The sequence below is a fragment of the Mycolicibacter icosiumassiliensis genome (assembly GCF_900078685.2).
Classification (GTDB): Bacteria; Actinomycetota; Actinomycetes; order Mycobacteriales; family Mycobacteriaceae; genus Mycobacterium; species Mycobacterium icosiumassiliensis.
This window is the reverse complement of record NZ_LT546170.1, coordinates 21,089-44,330: the sequence shown is the minus strand read 5'-3', so window position 1 is coordinate 44,330 and position 23,242 is coordinate 21,089. Positions and strand designations below refer to the sequence as shown.

Here is a 23,242-nt window from a genome sequence, read left to right as displayed (position 1 = left end):
GAGTTCGGCCAGGTGGGCGGCCACCCAGTGGGTGGCCGCCCACCTGGCCGAACTCGGCGGCGATCCGGCGCGGTTGGTGATCGCCGGTGACAGTGCCGGCGGAAACCTCGCCGCGGTGGTGGCCATGCTCGCCCGCGACCGTGGCGGGCCGCCGATCGCGTTCCAGGTGCTCATCTATCCCGTCGTCGACCAGCGCCGCAAGCCGGCGCCGGCGTCCGGTGCCCGGCCCGCCCGCAGCGGGACCCTCACCGCGGCCCACATGCAATGGTTCACCGAGCAGTACCTGGGCCCCGACGGTGACCGGACCGATGTGTTGGCCTCACCGATCCTCGGCGACTTCACCGGCCTGCCGCCGGCCCACGTCGTCACCGGCGCGCTGGACCCGCTGTGCCCCGAGGGCGAGGAGTACGCCCAGCGGCTTCAGGACGCCGGTGTGGCGGCCAGCGTCACGCGGTACGAGCAGGGCTTCCACGGTTTCTTCAATTTGGCGGACCATCTGCCTTTCGCCGCCCAAGCCAGCGACGACGTCTGCGCGGTGCTCCGCGCGGCCCTATCGGAAGGATCGCCATGCAACTGAGGAACGCTCGGGTCTTGATCACCGGCGCCAGTCGTGGTCTGGGCCGCAGTATCGCCGCGGTGGTGGCCGAGCGCGGCGCCGACGTCGCGCTGGTGGCCCGCGATGGTGCGGCCCTGGAGATCCTGGCCAAGGAGCTCGACGGCAAGGCCTACCCGGCCGACCTGGGCGACCCGGCGGCCGTGGCGAGCTTGATCGAGCGGGTGGAAGCCGATGGCCCGGTGGACATCCTGGTCAACAACGCGGGTGTCGACCACGTCGGCAGGTTTCACGAGGTCGGCCCCGAGCAGATACGACACCTGCTGCAGGTCAACCTGGCGGCGCCGATGGAACTGTGCCGCCAGGTGATACCGGGCATGGTGCGGCGCGGGCGCGGCCACATCGTCAACGTGTCGTCGATGGGCGCTATCTCCCAGGGCCCCGGGCTGACCCTGTACGGGACGTCGAAGGCCGGGCTGAGCCACTTCACCGCGGGCATCCGCGGGGAGTTGCGGGGTAAGCCGGTGGGCACCACGCTGGTGCAGATCGGCGAGGTCAAGACGGACATGATCGACCACATCCGGGCATTCGGGCCGGCCCGGCGCACCATCGAGCGGTCCATTCGCTGGCGGATGATTCCCCGCGAATCGCTTGACCCGGTGGCGGTCTCGGCGGCCATCGCGGGGGCAATCGAACGCAACCGCCGGCACGTGATCATGCCGCGAAGCATCGTTCCGATGGCGAAGTTCACCGAGTTCCCGCGGCGCGTCTCCGAACTGATGCTGGCCGGTATCGATCAGGACCGCGACTGATGGCGGGCGTGGATCTGAAGGGCAAGGTCGCCATCATTACCGGAGCCGCACGCGGCCAGGGCGCCGCCGAGGCCCGGTTGTTCACCGAGCTCGGCGCGCAGGTGGTGCTGACCGATGTGCTGGCCGATGAGGGGGAGCGGGTCGCCACTGAACTCGGAGCGCGATTCGTGCGCCACGACGTCGGCGACGAGGCGGGGTGGGCGGCCGTGGTCGAGACTGCGGTCAGCGAATTCGGGCGGCTGGACGTACTGGTCAACAATGCCGCGATCTGCCAGTCGGTGCCGCTCGTCGAGCAGTCGGCCGCGGGTTTTGAGGCGATGCTGCGGGTCAACCTCATCGGGGCGTTTCTGGGCATCAAGGCGGTGGTGGAGCCGATGCGGGCCAGCGGCGGAGGGTCGGTGATCAATGTGTCATCCCAAGCCGGGTTGCAGGGCCTGGCCGGCTACAGCGCCTACGGGGCGTCCAAGTGGGGGCTGCGTGGGATGACCAAGGTTGCCGCAATTGAGCTGGGGCGGTTGGGAATTCGGGTGAATTCGGTGCATCCCGGCATGATCGACACCCCGATGGTGGCGCACCTGGGTGTCCAGCCCGGCCCGGGCCGGCATCCGGCGGCGCCGCTGACCCGGATCGGGCTGCCGAGCGAAGTCGCCGACGTCGTCGCCTTCCTGGCCTCGGATGCTTCGGCGTACATGACCGGCGCGGAACTGGCCGTCGACGGTGGGGCCAGCGCGGGCAAGATCCCGACCCCGACACCGTGACCGGCAGCGTTCGGCGTTAGCGTGTCTAAAGAGTTTCGGGACTTCTGAGGAGACACATGCCGGCCGACTTGAGCCACGACGAGACCCTGCGCGAGGTAACCACCGAGCAGGGGGTGCTGCGCTACCACGAAGCCGGTGACGGGCCCACGCTGCTGCTGCTGCACGGCTCTGGGCCGGGCGTGACCGGCTGGCGCAACTACCGTGGCGTGCTGCCCGCCTTCGCCGAGCACTTCCGCTGCCTGGCGCTGGAATTCCCCGGGTTCGGCGTCAGCGACGACTTCGGCGGGCATCCCATGGTGACCGCGTTTGGTGCGGTGCCGGCCTTCGTCGAAGCGCTGGGCCTGGACCAGTTCAGCATCGTGGGCAACTCGATGGGTGGTGGCGTCGGGATCGGCTACGCGATCGGCAACCCCGACAAGGTGAGCAAGCTGGTCACCATCGGTGGCATCGGCACCAACCTGCTCAGCCCGGGACCGGCCGAGGGCATCCGGCTGCTGCAGGACTTCGTCGACAACCCCAGCCGCGACGCGCTGGTGCGCTGGCTGCACTCGATGGTCTATGACCCGTCGGTGATCACCGACGAACTGATCGAGGAGCGGTGGGCCCTGGCCACCGACCCCGACACCCTGGCCAGCGCCCGGCGGATGTACGGCAAGGAAGCCTTCACCAACATGGTGAAGATGATGCAGGCATCCAAGGGGCCGCTGCCGTGGGCGATGATGCACCGGCTCAAGACGCCGACGCTGGTCACCTGGGGCCGCGACGACCGGGTCAGCCCGCTGGACATGGCGCTGATCCCGATGCGGACCATCCCCGACGCCGAGGTGCACGTGTTCCCCAACTGCGGGCACTGGACCATGATCGAGGCCAAGGACGCCTTTACCCGTGTGGTGCTGGAGTACCTGACCCGCGACTAGCGGTGGCACCAAGCACCGCGACGACGGCTGTCCGTCGCCGCGGTGCTCGGCATCACGGCGTCGTCAGAAGTTGAAGCTGAACAGGGCGTGGTCGTAGAGGCCCATGCCGTTCAGCAGGTCATCGATGGTGGCATCGCCGACACCGAGGTTGCCCAGCAGTTGGTCCAGGCTGTCGTTGAGCAGGCTCAGCCCGGAGTTGTTCAGGCCGGCGATCAGACTGTCCAAGCTGGTGCCGCTCAGGCCGATGGCATCGAGCAGGCCGCCCAGCGTCGCGCCGGAGGGGATCAGTCCCGAACCGAGCAGATCGCCCAGGGTGGTGTTGTTCAGGCCCAGCCCGCCGAGCAGGCTGTCGACGGACATGTTCAGCGGCAGGACGCCGAGCAGCTGGTTCAAGGTGGCGTCGTCCAGGCCCATGACATCGAGGGCGCTGCTGAGACTGATGTTGGCCAGCCCGGCGGCCGGGTCGCTGAGCAGCGTTGCCAAACCCGGGAAGACTGCGGCATCGCTGAGGCCGGCCAGAGTGACCAAACCGCCGACGGTGGTCGCTGCGTTGAGGCCGGGAACCAGGGCGATCAGGTCGAGCAATCCGGTGATGCTGGCGGGGTTGGCGCCAAGATCGGTGAGCAGGGTGCTGACCTGGACGTTGCTGAGACCGAGGCCGTTCACGACGTCGCCGAACGTGACGCTGTTCAGGCCTGGCACGGCGTTGCCCAGCTCGGTGAGGATCGGCGCCAGTGCGCCGAGCTTCATGGTGCCGAAGCCCAACCCGGTGAGCAGTTCGTTCAAGGTGGTGTCGCCCAGCCCCAGGCCGTTGACCAGGTTGCCCGCCAGGGTGCCGACGTTCTCGCCGCCCAGTCCGATGCCGTCGACCAGGCTGCCCAGCGTGACGTCGTCCAGGCCGAGACCGGTGACGAGACCGCCAAGCAGGACGGCGAGGTCCACGTCGGACAATCCCAGACCGTCAACGAGGGTGCCAAGCGTGGTGTTACCCAACCCGAGGCCGTCGACCAGTCCGGGTAGCAGGGTGCTCAGCTTGTCGTCGCCCAGCCCGAGGAAGTCGACGATCTGCTTGAGATCCACGCCGCCCAGGCCGAGTAGGTCAGCCATCGGACCCAGGGGGAACAGTCCGATGGTGCTGCCGTCGATGACGAGGAAGCCGAGGTTGATGACGTCGTCGCCAACTGCTGATGAGGCTGCCGTCAGCGCCACAGCCTGGTGCTGTACCTGGGGAAGTTGCGGGGCTACCGGCGCCACGCAGATCAACGCCGCGGTGGCTGCCGCGAAGGTGCCGGTCAGAACTGGCCGAAAGGTGTGCTGCATGAATCTCCCCCATCTAGATCGCTGACTGCGAATTAAGATTTACTTCGTTAGTGAATGAGCGTAAGCATATAAATGCGCATCAGTCAACGAATCGTCGAATGAAAACGATGATCGGAAGGGGGCTCGGCGGGGGCGCCCGCGCGACCGCCGGGGAAACCGGCAGGGCTTCGGGGGGCGTGTGCCATCAGCCGGCGGTGGAGCCCCCAGTCCGGATTGGATTGACGACGGCTCGCTTACCACGGCGCTTGTTCCGTGAGTTTCTGCCAACTAGGCGGCATCGACAGCGCCGGCTCGCGCCTCCGTCGGCTCGAGTCGGCGGGAGCGGGAGATTGGAGGGCATCGTCCCGTCGTACAATCGCCACGGCTCCTTGAGCCGGCCCGGCCGCGTTAGCTCAGTTGGTAGAGCGTCGCTCTTGTAAAGCGGATGTCGAGAGTTCGAGTCTCTCACGCGGCTCCATTTCTGTCGGCCCATAGGGATAGCGTCGCCTTGTGTCGGTGAGAATCTGCGGCTCGTTTGTCCCAACTGTGACAGTCAGCTGCCGACGTACAAAGCGAGGAATCGCGGCAACGGTCGCAACTACCGGCGACAGCGGTACGCCGATGGCCGGTCCTATTGAGGCACCGGTCTGCGTTCAGGGGCCGTCGGCACTTGGGACATCGGTGTCGATCACCCGTTGGGAGCGCACCGTCCGGGCCGACGTGCGCCGACTGGATCGCCGCGGCAGCAGCGGGATGCGCTCGGCGATATTGCTCAGTGGGTTCACCACCATCGTCAGCGCGATCACCGCTTCCTGCAGGGTCTCGATCGCCGGCTCCAGAGCTTCCATGCCGGGGGCCAGCCGGCTCAGGGTGTCGGCGACGCCCGCGAGCTGCTCCAGGGGCCCGTTGCGGGCGGTCAGCTTGTCGATCAGCCCGCCTTCGGACAGCAGCCGGTCGGCCAGGCCGTCTTCGGCCAGCAATCGTTCGATTAACCCGTCTTCGTCGGTCAGCTGATCCACCAGGCCACCGGGCTGCAGCGCCCGCTGTAGCCCGCCGCCCTCGGCGGTGAGCCGGTCGATCACCCCGCCCGGCCCGGTCAGCTGGTCCACCAGGCCGCCCGGTGCCAGCAGTCGGTCGGCCGGACCGCCCGGCGCCAGCGCACGTCCCAGCGGTGCGTCGTCGTCCATCAGCTTGGCCAGCCGATTGGCCCGGGCGATGGTGTCGTCCAGGCCCAGCATGTGCGCCATCGAGCTGTTCGTGCCCTGCTTTCCGGCGTCGCCGAGCGCCTGACGGGCCAGTCCGAGCGCCGTCGTGGCGACGCCGAGACTGGCGTCGGCGATCGACAGACCGATGCGCGCCGGGGCGGTGGACACGGCAATCAGCTGCTTGACCAACATTTGGCCAGTCTAGGGGCGACGGTGAGCCGCCATCAGCTAGTTTGATTGACAACGAACGTACAGCCAGCATCCAGGCTATTTTGATCGTGTTGCGAGGGAATTGACGTTATGGGAGCAATAGCTGCGCAAGACGCCGCACCGGAAGCCCGAGTTCTCGTCGTCGACGACGAAACCAACATCGTCGAGCTGCTCTCGGTCAGCCTCAAATTCCAGGGATTCGAGGTCTACACCGCCTCCAGCGGACCAGCCGCGCTCGATCGCGCGCGCGAGGTCCGGCCGGACGCGGTGATCCTCGACGTGATGATGCCGGGCATGGACGGATTCGGGGTGCTGCGCCGGCTTCGCGCCGACGGCATCGACGCCCCGGCGCTGTTCTTGACCGCGCGTGACTCGCTGCAGGACAAGATCACCGGGCTGACCCTCGGCGGCGACGACTACGTGACCAAGCCGTTCAGCCTGGAGGAGGTGGTGGCGCGGCTGCGGGTCATCCTGCGCCGGGCGGGTAAGGGCGCCCAGGAGCCGCGCAACTCCCGGCTGACGTTCGCCGACATCGAGCTTGACGAGGACACCCACGAAGTGTGGAAGGCCGGCCAGCCGGTGTCGTTGTCGCCCACCGAGTTCACGCTGTTGCGGTACTTCGTGATCAATGCCGGCACGGTGCTGAGCAAGCCGAAGATCCTCGACCACGTCTGGCGCTATGACTTCGGTGGCGACGTCAACGTGGTGGAGTCTTATGTCTCCTACCTACGACGCAAGATCGACACCGGCGACAAGCGCTTGTTGCACACGCTGCGCGGGGTCGGTTATGTGTTGCGCGAGCCGCGATGAATGCGAGCCGCGACGAACCACTGCGGCCGGTGAAGGCCGGAAACGGGTTATAGGTCGAAACATATGGGGACGGTCAAACCCCTTCGGGACATCTTGCCGCTGAAAGTCAGCCTGGTCGCTGCCACCCTGGCCATGGTGGCTATCGGGTTGCTCGCGCAGGGGTATGCCGTGACCACGATTTTGCGGCACCGTCTGATCGGCAGGATCGACGCCACGCTCATCGACGCCGCCCACGGCTGGGCCCTGGAACAGCGCGGCCGACTGCCGTCGCGGGAGGGGGAGGACCCCAATCCCGGCCGGCCGCCGACGAGCTTCTACGTCCGCGACGTCGACCCCGACGGCAGCATCTGGACCGTCGTCAATGACCAGAACGCCGAGCCGTTGCTGCCGCCGGACAACGACGTGGGATCGGAGCCGATCACGATCGGCTCCGTGGACGGGTCGGGCGTGCAGTGGCGGGCGTTGTCGGTGCACGGCGAGAACGGCAGGCTGATCACCGTGGCCAGGGACCTGTCCGATCCCCGGGCCACCCTGCGCTACCTGGCCTGGTGGCGGGTGACGATCGGCGTCGGGGTGCTGCTGGTGTTGGGCGCCGCCGGCTATGTGGTGGTCAACCGCAGCCTGCGACCGTTGGCCGAGGTCGAACGGACCGCGGCGGCAATCGCTGCCGGGCAGCTGGACAGTCGGGTTCCCGAACGTGATCCGCGTACCGAAGTCGGACGGCTCACGTTGGCGCTCAACGGCATGCTGGCGCAGATCCAGGAGGCGGTGGCCTCCTCGGCGGCGTCGGCGGACAGCGCGCGGATCTCCGAGGAGCGGATGCGGCGGTTCATCACCGATGCCAGCCACGAACTGCGCACCCCACTGACCACGATTCGCGGCTTCGCTGAGCTGTACCGGCAGGGTGCAGCCCGCGACGTGGAGTTGCTGATGTCGCGCATCGAAAGCGAAGCCCGCCGGATGGGCCTGCTCGTCGAGGACCTGCTGCTGCTGGCCAGAACCGATGCCCAGCGTCCGCTGGAGCGGCACTGGGTCGACCTGTTGGTGTTGGCCACCGACGCTGTGCACGACGCCCGGGCTATCGCACCGAATCGCACCGTCCAACTTGAAGTCTTCGACGGCCCCGGGACCCCGGAGGTGCTCGGCGACGAAGCGCGGCTGCGGCAGGTGCTGAGCAATCTGGTCTCCAATGCGCTGCAGCACACCCCGGAGGAGACTGCGGTCACCGTGCGGGTCGGCACCGAGGGTGACGACGCCATCCTTGAGGTCATCGACCAGGGGCCAGGAATGAGCGAGCAGGATGTGGAGCGGGTCTTCGAACGATTCTTCCGGACCGACTCATCGCGGGCGCGGGCCAGCGGCGGCACCGGATTGGGGTTGTCGATCGTCGACTCGCTGACCCGGGCGCACCACGGCTCGGTCACCGTCAGCTCTCCGCCGGGCCAGGGCTGCACGTTCCGGGTCTCGCTGCCGCGTCTTGCCGATACCTCGGCCCGCTCGGCCGAGTTGCCCGCTGAGATCGTTTGAGTCTCAGCCCAGTTCGGCCAGTGCGGCCTTGATCTTGGCCTGCGCCTCGTCCAGCGATTCCGCCGAGGGATTGCGGTCTACGCCGGCGAAGCCGAAATCGGACAGGCTGCGGGTCGGAAAGACGTGGACGTGCAGGTGGGGGACTTCTAGGCCGGCGATGATCATGCCGGCCCGCTCGGTGTCGAACGCTCGGCACACCGCTTTGCCGATCTTCTGCGCCACCGCCGTCACCCGGGCGAAGGCGGCGCCGTCGATGTCTTGCCACTGGTCGATCTCGGCGCGGGGTACCACCAGTGTGTGGCCCTGGGTCATCGGCTCGATGGTCAAGAAGGCGACGACATCGTCGTCCTCGTAAACGAACCGACCCGGCAGCTCCCGGTTGATGATTTTGGTGAACACGGTGGTCATGGGATCAGCATATGCGCCGAGTGCCAGATTAAACGGCTGCTGCTGCGTATTATCGAGGACGAGCTGATACCCATCGTGCGGGCTTGCCACGCCAGAGGCGGAGGAGATGAGATGTCATCTGTCGCAACATTTCTCAGCAGTCCTAAGGCAGTGGGAACTTGGAATCTGGATCCTGGGCAGTCAAGTATCCGATTCGAGAACGGAACCATGTGGGGCGCGCTGAAAGTCCGGGGCGCGTTCACCGAATTCAGCGGCAGTGGCGAGATCAAGGACGACAAGACGGTGTCGGGCAGGGTCGATATCAAGGCCGCCTCGATCAACACCGGACTGGGCACTCGTGACCACGACCTGCGCCGATCGAACTTCTTCAATACCGACCATTACCCCGACATCACCGTGGTGGTCACCGGTGGGGAGCCGGCCGGCGGCGATGTCGCCCGGTTGGACGCCGAACTGACCGTCAAGGGCATTACCGGACCGTTGCCGTTGAAGGTCGAGGTGTCCCCGCTCGAAGACGGCGGTGTCCGACTGACCACCGAAGCGACTGTGACCCGTAAGCAGTTCGCGGTGGAGGGGAACTTTCTGGGCATGGTCGGCAACCGGACCAAGCTCAAGGCCAGTCTGGTCTTTCGGCCTGCCTAGTTCGTCGTTGATTCTGCGCTGAGGGCGGGTGCTTCTCGCACTTCTTCGGCCTCAGCGCAGTGTCAACGGGTGGTCTAGCGATCGGCGGTGCCTTAACGCCGACCCGCTGCGCCCGGCTCCGCCGCGCTAGCGATCGGCGTCGGTGTAGCGGATGATGCCGCGAATGTTCTTGCCGTCCAGCATGTCCTGGTAGCCCTCGTTGATCTGCTCCAGCTTGTACTGGCGGGTCACCATGTCGTCCAGGTTCAGCTTGCCGACCTGGTACATCGACAGCAGCTGCGGGATGTCGTATTGCGGGTTTCCGCCGCCGAAGATGGTGCCCTGCAGGTTCTTCTGCAGCAGCGTCAGCATCGACAGGTTGAGCGTGACCTGGTTGTCGAGCATGGACCCCATTGCGGTCAGCACGCAGGTTCCGCCCTTGGCGGTCAAGATCATGTAGTTGTCGACGTCGGCGCCGTGCACCTCGCCGACGGTGACGATCACCTTGCGGGCCATCAGGCCGTGGGTGACCTCCATCATGCCGCCCATCGCGGCGAAGATGTCCGGGTAGACGTGGGTGGCGCCGAACTTCAGTGCCTGGTCGCGCTTCCAGTCCACCGGGTCGATGACGAAGATATTGCGGGCGCCGGCATTGACCGCGCCCTGCAGTGCCGACATTCCGACACCGCCGACACCGACGATCGCGACATCCTCACCCGGGCGGATGTCGGCGCTGCGGACGGCCGACCCGTAGCCGGTGGTGACGCCGCAGCCGACCAGGCAGGCCACCTCGAACGGAATCGACGGGTCGATCTTCACCACCGAGGACTTGTGCACCACCATCCACGGTGAGAACGTGCCGAGCAGTGTCATCGGGTAGACGCCTTCGCCGCGCGCGGTGACGCGGAAGGTGCCGTCGCTGACCGCCACGCCGTTGAGCAGCCCGGCGCCCAGGTCGCACAGGTTGCGCAGTCCGGACTGACAGGTCGGACAGCTGCCACAGGACGGGATGAAGGACAGCACCACGTGGTCGCCGGGGGCGATGTCTTCCACCCCGGGGCCGACCTCGGTGACGATGCCGGCGCCCTCGTGTCCGCCGAGGACCGGGAAGCCGGCCATGGGGATGCTGCCGGTCATCAGGTGGTGGTCGGAGTGGCACATGCCGGCCGCCTCCATCTGAATCTTGACCTCGTCTTTCTGGGGGTCACCGATCTCGATCTCCTCGACCGACCACGGCTTGTTGAACTCCCAGAGCAACGCACCCTTTGTCTTCACCGCGAACCTGCTTTCCTTTTGAATTTCCGGACGTCCGGCAGTCCCCTACTCGGAGCCTATAACCGACTACCGGGCGGCGGGAGGGTTCGTTCGAAGCCCGTCGAACCCCTATCGCCGCACCGCCGATTCGCGCTGCCGACGGCCTAACCGTGGTAGGCGACCTGCAGATCTTTGACGCCGTTGATCCAGCCGGAACGCAGTCGGCGGGGCTCGGCCAGCTTCGTGATATCGGGGAGCTGGTTGGCGATTTCGTCGAAGATCAGCCGGATCTCCATCCGGGCCAAGTTGGCGCCGATGCAGTAATGGGTGCCCTGCCCGCCGAACGCCAGGTGCGGGTTGGGATCGCGCAGGATGTCGAAACTGAACGGCCGGTCGAAGACCTCTTCGTCGTAGTTGGCCGAGCTGTAGAACAACCCGACCCGCTGCCCTTGGCCGATGGCCACCCCGCCGATCTCGGTGTCGACCTTGGCGGTGCGCTGGAAGCAGTGCACCGGGGTCGCCCAGCGGACGATCTCGTCGACGGCGGTCTCGGGCCGCTGCCGCTTGTAGAGCTCCCACTGGTCCGGGTGTTCGGCGAACGCGTTGATGCCGTGCGTCATGGCGTTGCGGGTGGTCTCGTTGCCCGCGACCGCCAGCAGGATGACGAAGAATGCGAATTCGGTCTCGCCGAGCGATTCGCCGTCGATGTCGGCCTGGACCAGTCGGGTGACGATGTCGTCGGCCGGACAGCGCCGCCGCTCCTCGGCCATGGTGTAGGCGTAGCCCATCAACTCGGCGTTGGCCATGGCCGGATCGGAGTCGAAGTCCGGGTCATCGGTGTTCATGATCGAGTTGGTCCAGTGAAACAGCTTCTCCCGATCGGCCTCGGGAACCCCGAGCAGATCGGCGATCGCCAACAGCGGCAGTCGCATCGCGATGTCGTCGACGAAATTGCCGCTGTCCTTCTCGGCCGCCGCGGCGACGATTTCGCGGGCCGACTGGGCCAGCGTCTCCTCCAGCGCAGCGACGGACCGCGGCGTGAACAGTCGTGACACCAGCTTGCGCAGCCGGGTGTGCTCGGGCGGATCGTGGTTGATCAACAACGCCTTGGTCAGGTCCAGCTGGTCGGCGGTGATGCCGTCGGGCAGTCGCATGACCGCGCCCTTGGCGTTGGTCGACCACACGTCGTTGTCGCGCGAGATCTCTTTGATGTGTTGGTGTTTGCTGATGACCCAGTAGCCGCCGTCATCGAAGATATTGCTGTGCGACGGCTGCTCGTTCCACCACACCGGCGCTGTCTTGCGCAGCTCGGCGAACTCGGTGATCGGCATGCCGTGAAGCAGAACATCCGGGTCGGTGAAGTCGAAACCCGAACCGAACGGACAAGCTGATTGCGTTGATGTCAAGACGAGCACCTTTGGTTGTCACGGGAGCATGAACCTTGCTCGGGCATACACATGATGGCTAGGTGTATGACCGGGTGTCAACCATTTTTGTGCGGAACATCGGTGACCAGACCGCCGTCCATGACGAACTCCGAACCCGTGGCATAGGAGGACTCGTCGCTGGCCAAGAACAGCACGAAGGTGGCGACTTCGTCGGAGGTGCCGGGCCGACCCAGTGGGATCGTCACCATGTCCTCGGGCAGATGCTCGGTCATCGGGGTGCGGATGAAACCGGGGTGCAGCGAGTTGACCCGAATGTTGTGGCGGGCCAATTCGAGAGCCGCGGATTTGGTCAGGCCGCGCACCGCCCATTTCGAGGCCACATAGGGATGCACCATCGGTGCCCCGCGCAGACCCTCGATCGAGGACACATTGATGATCGACCCGCCGCCGGCGGCGATCATCGAATCGATGGACGCGCGCATGCCCAGGAACGTGCCGTTGAGGTTGACGTCAATGACGTTGTGCCACTGGTCCAGATCGAACTTGCGCAGCGGCCCCAGCGCGACGGTCCCGGCGTTATTGACCAGCACGTTCAGCTTCCCGAACGTCTCGACCGCGACCGTCACCGCGGCAGTCCACTGCTCGGGGGCGCGGACATCGAGATGCACATACCGCGCCGAGTCACCCAGTTCTGCCGCGAGCGCTGCGCCTTCGTCATCCAGCAGGTCGCCGATGACCACTTTGGCGCCCTCGTCGACCAGCATCCGGGCATCGGCCGCGCCCATGCCGCGTGCGCCTCCGCTGATCAGCGCTACCTTGCCGTCTACCCGTCCCATGTGCATTCCGCCTTTCAGTCCAGTGGTGGTGGTTGTCTTCGGTGTCTCAGTTGCTGCTTGTCGCGATGACGGCAGGTGCGCCGACCAACGGCAGGTCGAGGGTGGTGACGATCCCGGCCGGTGCCGCGACCACTGCGGGAATCGCGTTGACCACCCGGCCGACACCGACGGCGATCGCGGAGTAGTTGTGGTCGCCGTGCCGGCTGGTCGGGCAGATATCGACGGCATAGGACGGTTCGCCGGTGATCTCCACCCGATAGGAGCCGCCCGGCTGTGCCGGCTGCGCCCAGTCCGGCCGCAGGTCGCTGCGCAGCCGGGTGACGTGCTCGACCACGATCAGCGGCTTGCCGTCGACGATGCCACTGATCTCGAACTTGAGTGCGGCGACACCGCCTTGGGGAATATGCCCGGCGGCGATATCGAAGGCCTCCGGCGCGGGTTCGCGTTCGCTGGCGTCGGTGATGGCGTCCAAGGTCACCCCCAATCCGGCGGCCAGCTCGCGGATTGTCGCGCCCCACGCGATGCTCAAAATGCCGGGCTGCAGCAGCATTGGCACGTTGTCGAGCGAATTGCCGAAGCCCATCACATCGAACATGACCTCGGCGCCATCGTAGGTCGCGTAGTCGGCGATCTCCAGGCAACGGATCTGCTCAATGTTCTGGCACGTGCTGGCGAAAGCCAGCGGCACCAGATCGGTGATGAATCCGGGATCGACGCCGTTGACGTAGACACTCGAATTGCCTTGTCGGGCCGCGTCTTCGATGGGAGCGATGAACTTGTCCGGGATGACGCCCCAGGGGTATTGCAGCACCCCCGGGGCGGTTCCGATGACGTTGATGCCGGCGGCCAGCAGCCGGCAGACGTCCTTGAGCGCGTCGGGTAGCCGGGTGTCGCCCATCGCGCAGTAGACCGCTGCCTCGGGCTTGGCGCCGACGATCGCCTCGAAGTCGTCGGTGGCGGGAATGCCGGTGTGGACGTCCAGACCGGCGAGCTCGCCGGCATCGGTGCCCACCTTGGCTGCTGTCGAGACCCACACTCCGGTGAGCTCGTAGGCGGGATTGGTGATCAGCCCGCGCAGGGCGATGCGCCCGGCATTGCCGGTGCCGATCAGGGCGACGCGTATGGCCACGAGTTCTCCTGGAGGTGAGTTGTGTTCTACCAGAGTGGAACCGGAGATGTGCCCAGCGGGTAGTAGCCGGGGAGCTTCTCGCCCGCCAGGCTGCGCTCGATGCGCTTCTGCATTCCGGGCGAGAGCTTGCCGGCGGTCATCAGATCCAGGTAGAGCTTCTGGACGTGACCGAAGTCGAAGAAGTCGCGCTGCCATTCGATGAGCGGCCGCCCGTCTTTTTCGGTGAGCCGAAACCAGCTGCCTCCGATTCCGTAGATCTCCGACTCGGCGCCGTCGGCGTCGGTGGCAACCTGCTTCCAGAATCCGACGATCTCGCCCTGCTTGTCGTCGATGAGCACCCGCTGATAGGGGTACTGCCAGTTGTCCAGCCCCTCCATCTCCAGACCCAGTGCGATGTAGCGGATCTCGTCGATCCCGACGCACATGACGTCCTCTTTCGGGCCGATATTCCAGCCGTAGGTGGCGTCATCGGCGTAGAAGTCGGCCAGGGGCCGCCAGTCGCCGGCCGCCTCGGCGTCGCGATTGGCCTGCAGCCAGCGCTCGACCCAGTCATCGAGCTGTTCGCGGGAAAAAGAGGGCATGTTCAATCCTGTTTCTCTTCAATGGACAACGCTCGGGTGGGGCAGGACCGTACGGCTGCCTGGATCTGGCGGCGGTCGGAGTCGGGTGGTTCGGAATCGAGTATCTCGACCTTGCCGTGCTTGGGCACCTGGAAGTAGTCGGGCGCCTCCAGCTCGCACATGGCGTGGCCCTGGCACAAGTCCGGGTCCACCTTCACTGTGTAGCTACCCATTTCAGCGCTCCTTTGACCTCTACTTGTTGCGCCGGCGGTAGCGCACCTTGGCGGGGCGAGCCAGTTGCACCACCATCTTGGAATGGTCGTTGCGGTAGCTCTCCGGAGGCTGCGACATCTCGAACTCATACTCGCGCAGCAGAACCGAGAAGATCGCCTTGATCTGCATGGTGGCGAACGCCGCCCCGACGCAGCGGTGCCGGCCGGCCCCGAACGGGATCCACGTCCAGCGGTGGATGACGTCCTCCTCGCGCGGTTCGTTGTAGCGTTCCGGTACGAAGTCGTTGGGGTCGGGGAAGTTCTCCGGAATTCGGTTGGAGACCGCTGGGGAAGCCGCCACCATGTCGCCTTCATGGATCGGGTAGCCGCAGACCTCGAATTCACCCTTGGCCACTCGCATCAAGATGATCAGCGGCGGATGCATGCGCAGGGTCTCCTTGAGCACGTTCTCCAGGTTTGGGATCTGGCGTAGCGCATGGAAACTCACCTCGCCACCATCTGCGTACAGCTCGTCGAGCTCGGCGATCACCGCCGCGTGGGCCTCCGGGTGGCGCAGCATCTCGATCAGCGTCCACGCGCTGGTTCCCGAACTGGTGTGATGCCCGGCGAACATCATCGAGATGATGATTCCGGTGATCTCGTCGGCGGAAAACCGCGGGTTGCCGCTCTCGTCCGGGATCGACACCATGACGTCGATCATGTCCCGGCGCTTCTTGTCCGACTCCGGGTTGGCCAGCCGGCCGTTCATGATGCCCTGTACCAGTTCGACCAACTTGACGCGGGCCTCGTCACGGCGTCGGAAGCTCTCGATCGGCAGGTACGGGTCGACGTAGCACAGCGGGTCGGTGCCGTTCTCCAGTTCGTAGTACAGCTGGGCGAACCGGCCGTCGAGTTCTTCGCGAAACTTCCGCCCGATCAGGCACGCCGTCGAGGTGTAGATGGTCAGCTCGGCGAAGAACTCCAGTAGATCAATTTCTCCGCTTTCACCCCAATTTTCGATCATCTGGCGCACTTCATGCTCGATGGTGCTGGCGTGCCGCTTCATGTGCTCGCCGCGAAGTGCGGTGTTATGCAACATCTCCGCGCGCCGCTCCGGCGGAGCGTCGAACACCACGCCGTTGCCGAAGATCGGAGTCATGAACGGATAGGCGGCGGCTTGGTCGAGTTCGTCGTCGGTGGAACGGAAGAAGAATTCGTTGGCTTCGGCGCCAGTCAGCAGCACCACCTTGCGGCCGGCCAGGTCGAACCAGCCGACGTCACCGCATTCGTCGCGCACACGCTGCATCAACGCGATCGGATCGGTGCGGAATTCTTCGAGGTGGCCGTGCTCGTCCTGGCCCCCGGAGACGCGGGGAACCCCAGTACTGACGGTCATGACGGCATTCCTTCCTCACCCAGTTGCAGGTGCTGGCGATCGGAGGCGGTGTCGCGCAGCGGGGCCTCGGGCTGCACCTCCATGTCGACGATGTGTGCGCCGCGCGGCGTCTCCGCGACGAACGCGATGGCTCGGGCCAGGTCTTGCGGGCGAAGGAAGTAGCTGTGTCGAGCCTGGCCCCATTTGGCCCAGTCCTCCAGCATCGGCCCCACCTGCTCCGCCGACAGCTTCCAGCCCATCTCGGTCAGGGTCGGGCCGGGGTGGACGATCGAGGCACGTACTCCGGTGCCCTCCAACTCCATTCGCAGGTTGTGCACCATCGCGACCAGCGCGGCTTTGGCCGCGCCGTAGGCACCCATGTGCGGACGTTGTTGCAACGCCACATCGGAGCCGACGAAGATCACGTCACCGCGCTGGCGGGCGACCATGTCCGGCAGCACCGCGGTGGCCAACCGGTTGGCGCCGATCAGGTGCACCTGGATCTGGTCGTTGAACGCCTCGGTGGGCAGCTCGTGAATGCGGCCGGGGAACATGTCGCCCGCCCCGGAGACCAGCAACTCGATCTCGCCCAGCGCGTCGATACTTTGCGCCACAAAGGACTTGACGGAGTCGGCGTCGGTAACGTCGAGGCTGAACGCGACTGCCTCGCCGCCATTGCCCCGGATCTTGTCGACCAGCTCGGTGAGTCTGTCGGTGCGTCGAGCGCCGAGTGCGACCGGGAATCCGCGGCGCGCCAACTCTTCTGCGGTGGCGGCGCCGATACCCGAGGATGCGCCCGTCACGATGGCAGGCCGTCGGGCCGGGGGTGGGTCGAAACGTGGCATTTATGCCTCCTTGACGGTGATCGGGAGGTCGGCGAAGCCGCGCACGTTGGATGAATGCACCCGCACGGCCCTGGCCTCGTCGACCTGGTAGTCGCTGATTCGGCTGAAAAGTTCGTCGAGCGCCACCCGTGCCTCCATCCGGGCCAGGTGTGCGCCGAGGCAGAAGTGGGCGCCGCTGCCGAAACTGAGCAGCTTGGAGCCGATATCGCGTCCGATCCGGAAGGCGTCGGGATCGTCGAAGACCCGTTCGTCACGGTTTCCCGAACCCGGCAGTAGCAGTACCACCGAGTCGGCCGGAATGGTGGTGCCGTGCAGCGTGTAGTCCTGTGCGACGGTGCGCGCCAGGATCTGGCTGGGTGTGTCGTAGCGCAGCGTCTCCTCGACCCACAACGGAATCCGGGAGCGGTCGGCGAATACCGACGTCAGCTGGTCGCGGTTGCGGTGGCCCCAGTAGACGGAGCTGCCGAGCAGCTTGGTGGTGGTCTCATTGCCGGCGATCACCATCAAGAACAAGAACGCCAGGATCTCTTGGTCGCCGAGCCGGTCGCCGTCGACCTCGGTCTCCAGCAGCGCTGAGGTCAAGTTGTCGGCGGGATTCTTTTTGAAGTCGGCGATCATCGCGTTGTAGTAGGTCATCAGGTCCATCGAGGCCTGGATCGCCGACTGCGGGACATCGGTCACCCCGTCTTCGCGGTGCAGCACCCCGTCGGCGAGCTCTCGGATCCGGGCCCGGTCGGCTTCCGGCACGCCCATCAGCTCGGAGATGACGTCCATCGGCAGCTTGCCGGCGAAGTCATTGATGAAGTCGAACGAGCAGGTGCCGTCGGAGCCGGGCTGGATCGCGCTGTCGAGGTGTTGGCGCGCCAGCCGAATCACCTGCGGTTCGAGCTCGCGGATCCGGCGCGGGGTGAAGCCCTTGGACACCAGGGTGCGAAGCCGCAGATGCTGCGGATCGTCCATCGCCAAAAACGACATCACCAGTTGGGCATGGGGGCCGCGGGAGACCGGGTCCAGAGAAACCCCGTCCCGGTTGGACAGCGCTTCACTGTTGCGGAACCCGTGCAGCACATCCTGATGGCGCGAGATCGCCCAGAAATTGAGCTCCTCGTTGCGATAGACCGGTGCCTCGTCGCGGAGCCGCCGGAAGTACGGGAACGGGTCCTCGTGGAAGTCGTAGTCGTACGGGTTGAGGACGGGTGGGTTGGAAGTCTCGGAAGTTACGGTCTGCAGGCTCATCGTGGTGCTCCTGATTCGAGGATCAGGCTGACGACGTAGGCCAGCCGATCAGTGATCTGGTGGTAGGTGAAGGCGCCGCTGCCGGCGTTGACCAGCGCGCCGAAAAAGGTCATCTCCAGCGCAGAGACCTTCTGGGCGTCCGCGTCCGGGCCGAACGCCGAGACGATACGGCGGTGGATCTCCGCGCCGATCCGATCGCGCACCGTGCGCACCGCTGGGTCGCTGTTGCCGCTGAGCAGCGCCGCCGTGCAGGCCGCCGCGACCTCGGGTTCGTCGGCCACCACCAGTGCCAGGTGCCGCAGCGCCTGGTTGACCCGACTCGGCATCGGTTCGTTGACGTCGGTGAAGTACGGGACCTGGCGAACCAAGTCCAGATACACCTCGGCGATCAGATGGTTCTTGGAGGAGAAGTAGGTGTAGGCGGTGGCCGGGGCGACCTTGGCGCGCGCAGCGACCGCGCGCACGGTCAGGTCCGCGTAGGACTTCTCCCGCAGCATCTCCACGCCGGCGCGTAGCACCTTGCGGAAGGTCTCCTCCTGGCGCCGGTTCCGGGTTGCAGGCGTGGCTGCGGGAGTTGCCGGCTCGACCACGGCAGCGTTCGTTGGTGTGACTGCCGCCACCGATTCGCTGGACACGTGTCCAACGTAGCTGAAGGTGGATTTGTTAGGCAAGTCCCCTGGGAAATAAGGGTTTCAGGCGGCGAGGGTTGCGGGGGCGCCAACTCTGGGTCTAGGGTTCGAGCCGGCGATAACGGACATGTGTCTATTTTCGCAGTGTTTCTTCACGGGGGACTGCGACCAAGCTGCGGGAGTGAGAAGATGGCGCTACTGGCTGACGGCGTGAGCCGGCTGCTTATCGACGGCAAGCTGACCTCGGGCGGAGCCGGCGGCTTCGCCACCGTCAACCCGGCCACCGAAGAGGTGCTCGGTGAGGCGGCCAATGCCGACGCCGCCGACATGGACCGCGCCATCGCTGCGGCGCGGCGGGCATTCGACGAGACCGACTGGTCGACCAACACCGAGCTGCGGGTGCGCTGCGTACGTCAACTGCGTGACGCGATGCGCGAGCATGTCGAGGAGCTTCGCGATCTGACGATCGCCGACGTGGGCGCGCCCCGGATGCTGACCGCCGGTGCCCAATTGGAAGGGCCGATCAACGACCTCAGTTTCGCCGCGGACACCGCCGAAAACTACGAGTGGACCCAGGATCTCGGTCAGGCCTCGCCGATGGGCATCCCCACTCGACGCTCGGTGGTGCGGGAGGCGGTCGGCGTCGTCGGCGCCATCACCCCGTGGAACTTCCCGCACCAGATCAACCTGGCCAAGCTGGGCCCGGCGCTGGCCGCCGGCAACACCGTCGTGCTCAAACCGGCACCCGACACTCCGTGGGTCGCCGCGGTGCTCGGCGAGCTGATCGCCGAAAACACCGACATTCCGCCGGGCGTGGTCAACATCGTCACCTCGACCGACCACGCGCTGGGCGCCATGCTTGCCCAAGATCCTCGGGTGGACTTGGTTTCGTTCACCGGCTCGACCGCCACCGGCCGCAGCGTGATGGCGGACGCCGCCGCCACCATCAAGAAGGTGTTCCTGGAGCTGGGAGGCAAGTCCGCCTTCCTGGTGCTCGACGACGCCGACCTGGCCGCCGCCTGCTCGGTCGCGGGATTCTCGGTCTGCATCCACGCCGGGCAGGGCTGCGCGATCACCACCCGGCTGGTGGTCCCGCGGGCCCGCTACGACGAGGCGGTCGCCATCGCGGCCGGCACCATGGGCTCGATCAAGCCCGGCGACCCCTCCAAGCCCGGCACCATCTGCGGCCCGGTGATCTCGGCTCGCCAGCGCGACCGGGTGCAGAGCTACCTGGATCTCGCGATCGCCGAGGGCGGCAGGTTCGCCTGCGGTGGCGGTCGCCCGGCGGACCAGCCCGCCGGCTTCTTCATCGAACCCACCGTGATCGCCGGGCTGACCAACGAGGCGCGGGTGGCCCGCGAGGAGATCTTCGGACCCGTGCTCACCGTGATCCCGCATGACGGCGACGACGACGCGGTGCGCATCGCCAACGACTCGCCCTACGGGTTGTCCGCCACCGTCTACGGTGCCGACGCCGAGCGGGCCGCGGGGGTGGCGGCCCGACTGCGGGCCGGCACCGTCAACGTCAACGGCGGGGTCTGGTACTCCGCGGATATGCCGTTCGGCGGATACAAGCAGTCCGGCAACGGTCGCGAGATGGGCATCGCCGGATTCGAGGAGTACCTCGAAATCAAAGCTATTGCGACAGCAGCGAACTAACGACAATCACCGGATCAAGGAGAACAAGCAGATGGGTCAATTCGACGACAAGGTGGCCATCGTCACCGGCTCCGGTGGCGGGATCGGGCAGGCCTACGCCCAGGCCCTCGCCGCCGAGGGCGCCGCGGTGGTGGTCGCTGACATCAACATCGACGGCGCCAAGACCGTGGCCGACCAGATCGTCGCCGACGGCGGCAAGGCGATCGCGGTGCGCGTCGACGTCTCCGACCTGGAGTCGGCGCAGGCCATGGCGGATGCGGCCGTGGCGGAGTTCGGCGGAATCGACTACCTGGTCAACAACGCCGCGATCTTCGGCGGGATGAAGCTCGACGGCCTGCTGACCGTGCCGTGGGACTACTACCAGAACTTCATGCGAGTGAACCTGGACGGTGCGCTGATCTGCACTCGGGCGGTCTACGAGCACATGGCTGCGCGCGGCGGCGGCGCCATCGTCAACCAGTCCTCCACCGCGGCATGGGTGTACTCGAACTTCTACGGTCTGGCCAAGGTCGGAGTTAACGGCCTGACCCAACAGCTCTCCCGCGAGCTGGGCTGGCGCAATATCCGGATCAACGCGATCGCGCCCGGCCCCATCGACACCGAGGCCAACCGGGTCACCACCCCGCAGGCCATCGTGAAGCAGATGGTGCAGCAACTGCCACTGGCCCGAATGGGCACGCCGGAGGACCTGGTCCCGATGTGCCTGTTCCTGCTGTCGGAAGCCGCGTCGTGGATCACCGGCCAGATCTTCAACGTCGACGGCGGACAGATCATCCGCTCATGAGCAGCCCGGAACAGCAACCCCGCCTCGGTTATATCGGCCTGGGCAATATGGGTGCGCCGATGGCCAAGCGTTTGGTCGAGTGGCCCGGTGGCGTAACGATTTTCGACCTGCGGACCGAGGCGATGACGCCACTGGCCGAGGCCGGGGCCGGTGTCGCCGGCAGCGTTGCCGAGGTCGGCGCGAACGCCGACATCATCAGCATCACGGTGCTCGACGACGCCCAGGTCCGCCAGGTGGTCGCCGAACTGGTGCCCACGGCCAAGCCGGGCACCGTCATCGCGATCCACTCGACGATCGCCGACACCACGGCCGCCGAGCTGGCCGAGGAACTCAAACGCCACGGCATTCACGTCGTCGACGCACCGGTCAGCGGTGGTGCCGGGGCGGCCGAGAAGGGCCAACTGGCCACCATGGTCGGTGCCGATCGTGCGGTCTACGAGCAGATCAAGCCGGCGTTCAAGCAGTGGGCATCGTTGGTGATCCACGCCGGGGATCCCGGCGCGGGAACCCGAATGAAGCTGGCGCGCAACATGTTGACGTTCACCGCCTACGCGGCGGCCGGCGAAGCCATGAAACTGGCCGAGGCGGCCGGACTTGATCTGCAGGCGCTGGGCCGGGTGGTGCGTCACACCGATGCACTGACCGGCGGTCCCGGCGCCATCATGCTGCTGGACTCGACCGCACCACTGCCGGCGGACCACTTCCTGTACAACGCCTTCACCCACACCCGCGAACTCGGGGAGAAAGACCTGCGCCTCGCGCTGGGATTGGGACAGGCCACCGGCGTCGACCTTCCACTCGCCCAGGTGGCGCTCGCCGAACTCGCCGCCGGTCTGGGCGTGCCGCATTCGAAGGACTAGGAGAGATCTGATGGACGAACTGCGCCGTACCGGGCTGGCCAAGATGAACGAGGTCTACGCCTGGGATATGCCCGACATGCCGGGCGAGTACTTCGCGCTGACCGCCGATCACCTGTTCGGCCGGATCTGGAGCCGGCCCGGGCTTTCCATGCGCGACAAGCGCCTGATGACGCTGACCGTAGTCACCGCGGTGGGGGAGAAGGACCTGGCCGAGATCCAGGTCAACGCCGCCCTGCACAACGGCGAGCTGACCGAGGACGAGCTGCGCGAGATGGCCATCTTCATCACCCACTACGTCGGCTTCCCACGCGGATCCGGGCTGAACGCCGTGGTGGAGAAGGTTATTGCCAAGCGCAACAAGGCCGCCGCCGAGGGCAAGTCGGAGGACAAGAAGGCCAACGTCGCCGCCGTGCTGGATAAACAGAAGGGCAAGTGAGCGACACCCTGCTCGCCGGACGGGCAGCCGTCGTGGTCGGCGGCAGCCGCGGCATCGGGCGAGCGGTTGCCGAACTGCTGGCGGCGTGCGGCGCCGGCGTGGTGGTCAACGGCCGGGACCCCGGCGCGGTGGACGACACCACCGACGCGATCACCGCATCGGGTGGGCGGGCCGTCGGCCTGGCCGGTGCGGCCCATGTCGAGACGACCGCCGTGGCGCTGGTCCAGGCCTGTCGGGAGGAATACGGCAGCCTCGACGTGCTGATCAACTGCGCCGGCGTCGCCGAACCCCCCGGCTCCTCAATCCTGTCGGTGTCCACCGAGCAATTCCACGACTTGCTCGACGCACATTTGGGTACGGCGTTTCAGACCTGCCGAGCGGCCGCGCCGATCATGGTTGAGCAGCGCCGTGGCTCGATCGTCAACAGCGGGTCGGTGGCATTTCTCGGCGATTACGGCGGCACCGGCTATCCCGCCGGCAAGGGCGCGATCAACGGCCTGACCGTGGCACTGGCCGCGGAGCTCGCGCCCTACGGGGTGCGGGCGAACGTCGTCTGTCCCGGTGCCAAGACCCGGTTGTCCACCGGAGACGACTATGAGAAACACATCCGAGACCTGAACGCGAGGGGCCTGTTGGACGAGATCAGCATGCGGGCCTCGCTGGACCCAGCCCCGGCCGACTACGTCGCTCCGCTGTACGCCTACCTGGCCAGTGACCTGTCGGGCGAGGTGAGCGGATCGGTGTTCCTGGCCTCGGGAGGCTTCCTCGGCCGCTTCGAGCGGCCCGTTCCCTCGGTGCTCGGATACCGCGATCACCAGCGCTTTTCGCCCTGGACCGTCGACGAACTGCACGCCATGGTGGCGAGCCGCTGACCTTCTATATCCTTTGTCTCGCATCTCGCGTCTCGCCGATGACGAAG

The 23,242-nt window shown here is 66.3% G+C and carries 25 protein-coding genes, 1 tRNA gene and 1 pseudogene; 14 read left to right on the top strand and 13 right to left on the bottom strand.

Annotated features, from left to right (window positions below):
* The 4 genes from BN4346_RS48260 to BN4346_RS42790 form a co-directional block, all read left to right on the top strand.
* A partial coding sequence (locus BN4346_RS48260; RefSeq protein ID WP_167666259.1) for an alpha/beta hydrolase occupies positions 1-577 on the top strand: 577 nt, incomplete at its 5' end.
* Positions 568-1,365, top strand: coding sequence for an SDR family NAD(P)-dependent oxidoreductase (locus BN4346_RS42800; RefSeq protein ID WP_067976133.1), 798 nt, complete (start codon positions 568-570; stop codon positions 1,363-1,365). The genes BN4346_RS48260 and BN4346_RS42800, both read left to right, overlap by 10 nt.
* The gene (locus BN4346_RS42795) at positions 1,365-2,123 is read left to right on the top strand and encodes a glucose 1-dehydrogenase (protein ID WP_067976131.1); all 759 of its coding nucleotides are present in this window, start codon (positions 1,365-1,367) and stop codon (positions 2,121-2,123) included. The genes BN4346_RS42800 and BN4346_RS42795 overlap by 1 nt, the downstream gene beginning before the upstream one ends.
* Positions 2,124-2,179: 56 nt before the next feature.
* Positions 2,180-3,040, top strand: a complete 861-nt coding sequence (locus tag BN4346_RS42790) for an alpha/beta fold hydrolase (RefSeq protein WP_067976128.1) — start codon at positions 2,180-2,182, stop codon at positions 3,038-3,040.
* Positions 3,041-3,103: 63 nt separating this feature from the next.
* On the opposite strand, the gene BN4346_RS42785 is transcribed toward BN4346_RS42790, so the two are convergent.
* Positions 3,104-4,360 (bottom strand): hypothetical protein, encoded by a 1,257-nt coding sequence (locus tag BN4346_RS42785; RefSeq protein WP_067976125.1) that lies wholly within the window; start codon positions 4,358-4,360, stop codon positions 3,104-3,106.
* A gap of 381 nt (positions 4,361-4,741) precedes the next feature.
* On the opposite strand from BN4346_RS42785, the gene BN4346_RS42780 reads away from it, so the two are divergent.
* A tRNA-Thr gene (locus BN4346_RS42780) sits at positions 4,742-4,817 on the top strand.
* A gap of 40 nt (positions 4,818-4,857) precedes the next feature.
* Positions 4,858-4,977, top strand: a pseudogene (locus BN4346_RS42775) (HNH endonuclease); the annotation flags it as partial.
* Positions 4,978-4,992: 15 nt separating this feature from the next.
* On the opposite strand, the gene BN4346_RS42770 reads toward BN4346_RS42775, so the two are convergent.
* Positions 4,993-5,736 carry a hypothetical protein gene (locus BN4346_RS42770; RefSeq protein WP_067976122.1) on the bottom strand — a complete coding sequence of 248 codons (744 nt, stop codon included), beginning with the start codon at positions 5,734-5,736 and terminating at the stop codon, positions 4,993-4,995.
* A gap of 108 nt (positions 5,737-5,844) precedes the next feature.
* Between BN4346_RS42770 and BN4346_RS42765 the strand changes: the two genes are divergently transcribed.
* Positions 5,845-6,564 (top strand): response regulator transcription factor, encoded by a 720-nt coding sequence (locus tag BN4346_RS42765; RefSeq protein WP_067976118.1) that lies wholly within the window; start codon positions 5,845-5,847, stop codon positions 6,562-6,564.
* A 63-nt stretch (positions 6,565-6,627) separates the two neighbouring features.
* On the top strand, positions 6,628-8,091 hold the full coding sequence (locus BN4346_RS42760; RefSeq protein ID WP_067976116.1) for a sensor histidine kinase: 1,464 nt from the start codon (positions 6,628-6,630) through the stop codon (positions 8,089-8,091).
* A gap of 3 nt (positions 8,092-8,094) precedes the next feature.
* On the opposite strand, the gene BN4346_RS42755 is transcribed toward BN4346_RS42760, so the two are convergent.
* Positions 8,095-8,499, bottom strand: coding sequence for an HIT family protein (locus tag BN4346_RS42755; protein ID WP_067976113.1), 405 nt, complete (start codon positions 8,497-8,499; stop codon positions 8,095-8,097).
* Positions 8,500-8,610: 111 nt separating this feature from the next.
* Between BN4346_RS42755 and BN4346_RS42750 the strand changes: the two genes are divergently transcribed.
* Positions 8,611-9,141 (top strand): YceI family protein, encoded by a 531-nt coding sequence (locus BN4346_RS42750; protein ID WP_067976105.1) that lies wholly within the window; start codon positions 8,611-8,613, stop codon positions 9,139-9,141.
* A gap of 126 nt (positions 9,142-9,267) precedes the next feature.
* On the opposite strand, the gene BN4346_RS42745 is transcribed toward BN4346_RS42750, so the two are convergent.
* The 10 genes from BN4346_RS42745 to BN4346_RS42700 all read right to left on the bottom strand — a co-directional run bounded on the left by BN4346_RS42745 (position 9,268) and on the right by BN4346_RS42700 (position 18,590).
* A complete protein-coding gene (locus tag BN4346_RS42745) occupies positions 9,268-10,395 on the bottom strand; it encodes an NDMA-dependent alcohol dehydrogenase (protein WP_067976100.1) in 1,128 nt (375 codons plus the stop codon).
* 143 nt (positions 10,396-10,538) lie between these two features.
* Positions 10,539-11,780, bottom strand: a complete 1,242-nt coding sequence (locus BN4346_RS42740; protein WP_067976144.1) for a cytochrome P450 — start codon at positions 11,778-11,780, stop codon at positions 10,539-10,541.
* Positions 11,781-11,857: 77 nt separating this feature from the next.
* Positions 11,858-12,598 carry a glucose 1-dehydrogenase gene (locus tag BN4346_RS42735; protein ID WP_067976142.1) on the bottom strand — a complete coding sequence of 247 codons (741 nt, stop codon included), beginning with the start codon at positions 12,596-12,598 and terminating at the stop codon, positions 11,858-11,860.
* A gap of 46 nt (positions 12,599-12,644) precedes the next feature.
* A complete protein-coding gene (locus tag BN4346_RS42730; protein ID WP_067976097.1) occupies positions 12,645-13,727 on the bottom strand; it encodes an NAD(P)H-dependent amine dehydrogenase family protein in 1,083 nt (360 codons plus the stop codon).
* 26 nt (positions 13,728-13,753) lie between these two features.
* Positions 13,754-14,308 (bottom strand): Cif family virulence factor, encoded by a 555-nt coding sequence (locus BN4346_RS42725; protein WP_067976095.1) that lies wholly within the window; start codon positions 14,306-14,308, stop codon positions 13,754-13,756.
* A gap of 2 nt (positions 14,309-14,310) precedes the next feature.
* Positions 14,311-14,520, bottom strand: a complete 210-nt coding sequence (locus BN4346_RS42720) for a ferredoxin (RefSeq protein WP_067976092.1) — start codon at positions 14,518-14,520, stop codon at positions 14,311-14,313.
* A 19-nt stretch (positions 14,521-14,539) separates the two neighbouring features.
* Complete coding sequence (locus BN4346_RS42715) at positions 14,540-15,895, bottom strand: cytochrome P450 (RefSeq protein ID WP_067976089.1); 1,356 nt, start codon at positions 15,893-15,895, stop codon at positions 14,540-14,542.
* Complete coding sequence (locus BN4346_RS42710) at positions 15,892-16,719, bottom strand: SDR family oxidoreductase (RefSeq protein WP_067976085.1); 828 nt, start codon at positions 16,717-16,719, stop codon at positions 15,892-15,894. The genes BN4346_RS42715 and BN4346_RS42710 overlap by 4 nt, the downstream gene beginning before the upstream one ends.
* The gene (locus BN4346_RS42705; protein WP_067976082.1) at positions 16,720-17,955 is read right to left on the bottom strand and encodes a cytochrome P450; all 1,236 of its coding nucleotides are present in this window, start codon (positions 17,953-17,955) and stop codon (positions 16,720-16,722) included.
* Positions 17,952-18,590 carry a TetR family transcriptional regulator gene (locus BN4346_RS42700; protein WP_096867728.1) on the bottom strand — a complete coding sequence of 213 codons (639 nt, stop codon included), beginning with the start codon at positions 18,588-18,590 and terminating at the stop codon, positions 17,952-17,954. The genes BN4346_RS42705 and BN4346_RS42700 overlap by 4 nt, the downstream gene beginning before the upstream one ends.
* Positions 18,591-18,773: 183 nt before the next feature.
* Between BN4346_RS42700 and BN4346_RS42695 the strand changes: the two genes are divergently transcribed.
* Genes BN4346_RS42695 through BN4346_RS42675 form a run of 5 tightly spaced genes read left to right on the top strand, consistent with a single transcriptional unit; the run spans position 18,774 to position 23,195 of the window.
* On the top strand, positions 18,774-20,243 hold the full coding sequence (locus BN4346_RS42695; protein ID WP_067976077.1) for an aldehyde dehydrogenase: 1,470 nt from the start codon (positions 18,774-18,776) through the stop codon (positions 20,241-20,243).
* A 31-nt stretch (positions 20,244-20,274) separates the two neighbouring features.
* The gene (locus BN4346_RS42690; protein ID WP_067976140.1) at positions 20,275-21,027 is read left to right on the top strand and encodes an SDR family oxidoreductase; all 753 of its coding nucleotides are present in this window, start codon (positions 20,275-20,277) and stop codon (positions 21,025-21,027) included.
* Positions 21,024-21,887, top strand: a complete 864-nt coding sequence (locus tag BN4346_RS42685; RefSeq protein WP_067976075.1) for an NAD(P)-dependent oxidoreductase — start codon at positions 21,024-21,026, stop codon at positions 21,885-21,887. Before BN4346_RS42690 ends, BN4346_RS42685 begins: the two co-directional genes overlap by 4 nt.
* A gap of 10 nt (positions 21,888-21,897) precedes the next feature.
* Positions 21,898-22,323, top strand: coding sequence for a carboxymuconolactone decarboxylase family protein (locus tag BN4346_RS42680; RefSeq protein ID WP_067976072.1), 426 nt, complete (start codon positions 21,898-21,900; stop codon positions 22,321-22,323).
* Complete coding sequence (locus tag BN4346_RS42675; RefSeq protein WP_067976069.1) at positions 22,320-23,195, top strand: SDR family NAD(P)-dependent oxidoreductase; 876 nt, start codon at positions 22,320-22,322, stop codon at positions 23,193-23,195. The genes BN4346_RS42680 and BN4346_RS42675 overlap by 4 nt, the downstream gene beginning before the upstream one ends.
* Positions 23,196-23,242 lie beyond the last annotated feature (47 nt).

Coding starts and splice junctions, on each gene's coding strand:
- BN4346_RS42755 (WP_067976113.1), bottom strand. CDS start 8,499: ATGACCACCGTGTTCACCAAAATCATCAACCGGGAGCTGCCGGGTCGG.
- BN4346_RS42695 (WP_067976077.1), top strand. CDS start 18,774: ATGGCGCTACTGGCTGACGGCGTGAGCCGGCTGCTTATCGACGGCAAG.
- BN4346_RS42720 (WP_067976092.1), bottom strand. CDS start 14,520: ATGGGTAGCTACACAGTGAAGGTGGACCCGGACTTGTGCCAGGGCCAC.
- BN4346_RS42750 (WP_067976105.1), top strand. CDS start 8,611: ATGTCATCTGTCGCAACATTTCTCAGCAGTCCTAAGGCAGTGGGAACT.
- BN4346_RS42800 (WP_067976133.1), top strand. CDS start 568: ATGCAACTGAGGAACGCTCGGGTCTTGATCACCGGCGCCAGTCGTGGT.
- BN4346_RS42760 (WP_067976116.1), top strand. CDS start 6,628: ATGGGGACGGTCAAACCCCTTCGGGACATCTTGCCGCTGAAAGTCAGC.
- BN4346_RS42770 (WP_067976122.1), bottom strand. CDS start 5,736: ATGTTGGTCAAGCAGCTGATTGCCGTGTCCACCGCCCCGGCGCGCATC.
- BN4346_RS42725 (WP_067976095.1), bottom strand. CDS start 14,308: ATGCCCTCTTTTTCCCGCGAACAGCTCGATGACTGGGTCGAGCGCTGG.
- BN4346_RS42690 (WP_067976140.1), top strand. CDS start 20,275: ATGGGTCAATTCGACGACAAGGTGGCCATCGTCACCGGCTCCGGTGGC.
- BN4346_RS42705 (WP_067976082.1), bottom strand. CDS start 17,955: ATGAGCCTGCAGACCGTAACTTCCGAGACTTCCAACCCACCCGTCCTC.
- BN4346_RS42765 (WP_067976118.1), top strand. CDS start 5,845: ATGGGAGCAATAGCTGCGCAAGACGCCGCACCGGAAGCCCGAGTTCTC.
- BN4346_RS42785 (WP_067976125.1), bottom strand. CDS start 4,360: ATGCAGCACACCTTTCGGCCAGTTCTGACCGGCACCTTCGCGGCAGCC.
- BN4346_RS42685 (WP_067976075.1), top strand. CDS start 21,024: ATGAGCAGCCCGGAACAGCAACCCCGCCTCGGTTATATCGGCCTGGGC.
- BN4346_RS42795 (WP_067976131.1), top strand. CDS start 1,365: ATGGCGGGCGTGGATCTGAAGGGCAAGGTCGCCATCATTACCGGAGCC.
- BN4346_RS42735 (WP_067976142.1), bottom strand. CDS start 12,598: ATGGGACGGGTAGACGGCAAGGTAGCGCTGATCAGCGGAGGCGCACGC.
- BN4346_RS42680 (WP_067976072.1), top strand. CDS start 21,898: ATGGACGAACTGCGCCGTACCGGGCTGGCCAAGATGAACGAGGTCTAC.
- BN4346_RS42715 (WP_067976089.1), bottom strand. CDS start 15,895: ATGACCGTCAGTACTGGGGTTCCCCGCGTCTCCGGGGGCCAGGACGAG.
- BN4346_RS42790 (WP_067976128.1), top strand. CDS start 2,180: ATGCCGGCCGACTTGAGCCACGACGAGACCCTGCGCGAGGTAACCACC.
- BN4346_RS42710 (WP_067976085.1), bottom strand. CDS start 16,719: ATGCCACGTTTCGACCCACCCCCGGCCCGACGGCCTGCCATCGTGACG.